Origin of the sequence: Mesorhizobium sp. M7A.F.Ca.CA.002.04.1.1 (genome assembly GCF_004022805.1) — a bacterium.
In the GTDB taxonomy this organism is placed as follows: Bacteria; Pseudomonadota; Alphaproteobacteria; order Rhizobiales; family Rhizobiaceae; genus Mesorhizobium; species Mesorhizobium ciceri.
On sequence record NZ_RZPL01000765.1, the window covers coordinates 1 to 2,583 of the forward strand.

Genomic DNA, 2,583 nt, shown 5'->3' on the forward strand with positions numbered 1-2,583 from the left:
TCACCAGGCAGTCGGGCCGGCTGCCGTTCGACAGCGTCGCCTGGAACTCATAGGCACCGTGCGGCAGGCCGTCGGCAACGATCGCCTCCATGCGCGACTGGCCGAACGCGCCGCGCGTCTGCTTGTTCGAGAGGATCGCCTGCAATTGCACGACCTGGCCGGCGAGCGACTGGATGTTGCCTTGCGCGACGTCGATGATCGCCAGCCGTTCCTGCAATTTGGCCAGGCTCTCATGCGTGGATTTGGTCTGCTCGGTCATGGTCTGGCCGAGCCGGCCGGTCATGGCGTCGAGGCGTTGGCCGATCGATTGCGTCAGTTCCGCCTGCCGTGCGCCGAACACTTCCGCAATGGCGCCCATGCGGCCCTGCATTTCGGCCTGGCTTTGCAGAATGCCGGCCATCCGCACTTCCGCATCGCGGGCATGATCGGCGGCTTCCGCGGCCGCCACGGCGCGCGCCTTGGCCGACCGCCACAACGCAATGACCAGCGCCACGAACAGGGCCAGAAACAGCAAAACGCCGAAGGCCAGCGCATGGCCGAGCGTGATCGTTGTGGCGCCAAGCCGGGCGACAGGCTCCGAAAGGATGGTGCTCAAATCATTCATGTGGACAGCATAGACGATTCGCCGCGATAGCACAGATCAAAACGTGAACGCGCCTGATGCCAACCGGTTGACGCGTTTCGCTGGAGGTCTTAGGTGGAACGCCATGCCGATCAAGCCGCTCATCATCCTTCCCGACCCCATCCTGCGCCAGGTTTCCAAGCCCGTAGAGCGTGTCGACGCGCCTTTGCGCAAATTAGCCGACGACATGCTGGCGACCATGTATGAAGCGCCGGGCATCGGGCTGGCGGCAATCCAGATCGGCGAGCCGCTGCGCTTGCTGGTGATCGATCTCGCCAAGGAAGACGAGACGCCGGCGCCGCATGTCTTCATCAATCCGGAAATCCTGGAGAGCGCCGATGCGCGCTCCGTCTATGAGGAAGGCTGCCTGTCGATCCCGGATTATTACGCCGAGGTCGAACGCCCCGCCGCCGTGCGGGTCAAATATCTCGACCGCGACGGCAAATTGCAGGAGATAGAGGCCGAGGGGTTGATGGCGACCTGCCTGCAACACGAGATCGACCACCTCAATGGCGTCCTGTTCATCGATCACATCTCGAAGCTGAAGCGCGACATGGTGGTAAAGAAATTCAAGAAGCTCGCCAGGGACAAGGCGCCGGGCAAGCTCGCGGGATAAGGTACGGGAGTCCCCTCCAGGCCTATTGTCGGCAGGATTGCCACCAAATGGAGATGCCGACGGTCGACATGCTGATCAGGGACATTCCTGAGCCTTTGAAGCGCGAGATCGAACTGGCGGCGCGCGAGGTCGGCCAGAGCGTCTCGGACAAGGCCATCGGCCTTCTGCGCAAAGGCATAGTTGCGGAGAGGCCGGCCCGAGAGGAGTCGAGCCTCTCGGCGTGGGCTGCAATTCGCTCGGCTTTCGTATCTGAAAGCGCAATTGGCGATGAATACGCGGAAATCATGGAGAAGATCGAAGCGGAAAGATAGCGCGACGGTCGTCCCGCGACTTCGACGGCCTTGACCTGAAGCTCGTAAACCCGTTTGAAGCGGATGCCTGAGCCGGCACACTGCGCGAGCAAGAAGACAGGATACCAGAAGAAAAAATGCCCCTTCGCGTCATCTTCATGGGCACGCCGGAGTTTTCGGTGCCGACCTTGCGCGCGATCGCCGAGGCTGGCCATGAGATATCAGCCGTCTATACCCAGCCGCCGCGCGCTGCCGGACGACGCGGACTGGAGCTGACGCCGTCGCCGGTGCAGCGCGAGGCGGAGCGACTGGGCATCGAGGTGCGGACGCCGGTTTCGCTCAAAGGCGAGGCCGAACAGGCCGCTTTTCGCGCCTTGCAGGCCGATGTGGCGGTGGTCGTCGCCTATGGTTTGCTGCTGCCGAAGGCGGTTCTGGAGGCAACCCGGCTCGGCTGCGTCAACGGCCATGCGTCGCTTCTGCCGCGCTGGCGCGGCGCCGCCCCCATCCAGCGCGCCATCATGGCCGGAGACCTGGAAAGCGGCATGATGGTGATGCGCATGGAAGAGGGCCTGGACACCGGTCCGGTCGGGCTGGTTGAAAAATGCGCTATCGAACCCGATATGACAGCCGGCGATCTGCATGATCGGTTGATGAGTGTCGGTGCTGCCTTGATGGTGGAAGCGCTGGCGCGACTGGAAAGGAATACGCTGACATTCACCACACAAGCTGTGGATGGGGTGACCTACGCCAAGAAAATCGATAAATCCGAGACTCGCGTGGACTGGACTCGCTCGGCAAGTGAGGTCCACAATCATATTCGCGGCCTGTCGCCCTTTCCCGGCGCCTGGTCGGAGATAGGAATTGGCGGCCGCCAGGAGCGGCTGAAACTGCTTCGCTCGACGCTGTCGCAAGGCCTGTCGCCTTCGGAAGATTTGGGCGAGTCGGGAGGAATTCTCGATGACCGGCTGACGGTCGCCTGCGGGGCAGGCGCGATCAGGCTGGTCGAAGTTCAACGGGCGGGCGGAAAGCCCGCTGCCGCGTCGGAATTCCTGCAC

Annotated in this window: 4 protein-coding genes; 3 read left to right on the forward strand and 1 reads right to left on the reverse strand. The window is 62.9% G+C overall.

The genetic code is table 11. From position 1 onward, the window contains the following. On the reverse strand, positions 1 to 604 hold a 604-nt coding region (gene rmuC / locus ENZ75_RS28075; protein ID WP_128278479.1), incomplete at its 3' end, for a DNA recombination protein RmuC. 103 nt (positions 605 to 707) lie between these two features. Between rmuC and def the strand changes: the two genes are divergently transcribed. The 3 genes from def to fmt all read left to right on the forward strand — a co-directional run. Next, a complete protein-coding gene (gene def, locus ENZ75_RS28080) occupies positions 708 to 1,238 on the forward strand; it encodes a peptide deformylase (protein WP_063169729.1) in 531 nt (176 codons plus the stop codon). A 68-nt stretch (positions 1,239 to 1,306) separates the two neighbouring features. Then, positions 1,307 to 1,549, forward strand: coding sequence for a plasmid stabilization protein (locus tag ENZ75_RS28085; protein ID WP_244506880.1), 243 nt, complete (start codon positions 1,307 to 1,309; stop codon positions 1,547 to 1,549). A 116-nt stretch (positions 1,550 to 1,665) separates the two neighbouring features. Continuing rightward, positions 1,666 to 2,583, forward strand: a 918-nt coding sequence (gene fmt, locus ENZ75_RS28090) for a methionyl-tRNA formyltransferase (protein ID WP_128278480.1), incomplete at its 3' end; no start/stop codon positions are given.

Coding starts and splice junctions, on each gene's coding strand:
- def (WP_063169729.1), top strand. CDS start 708: ATGCCGATCAAGCCGCTCATCATCCTTCCCGACCCCATCCTGCGCCAG.
- ENZ75_RS28085 (WP_244506880.1), top strand. CDS start 1,307: ATGCTGATCAGGGACATTCCTGAGCCTTTGAAGCGCGAGATCGAACTG.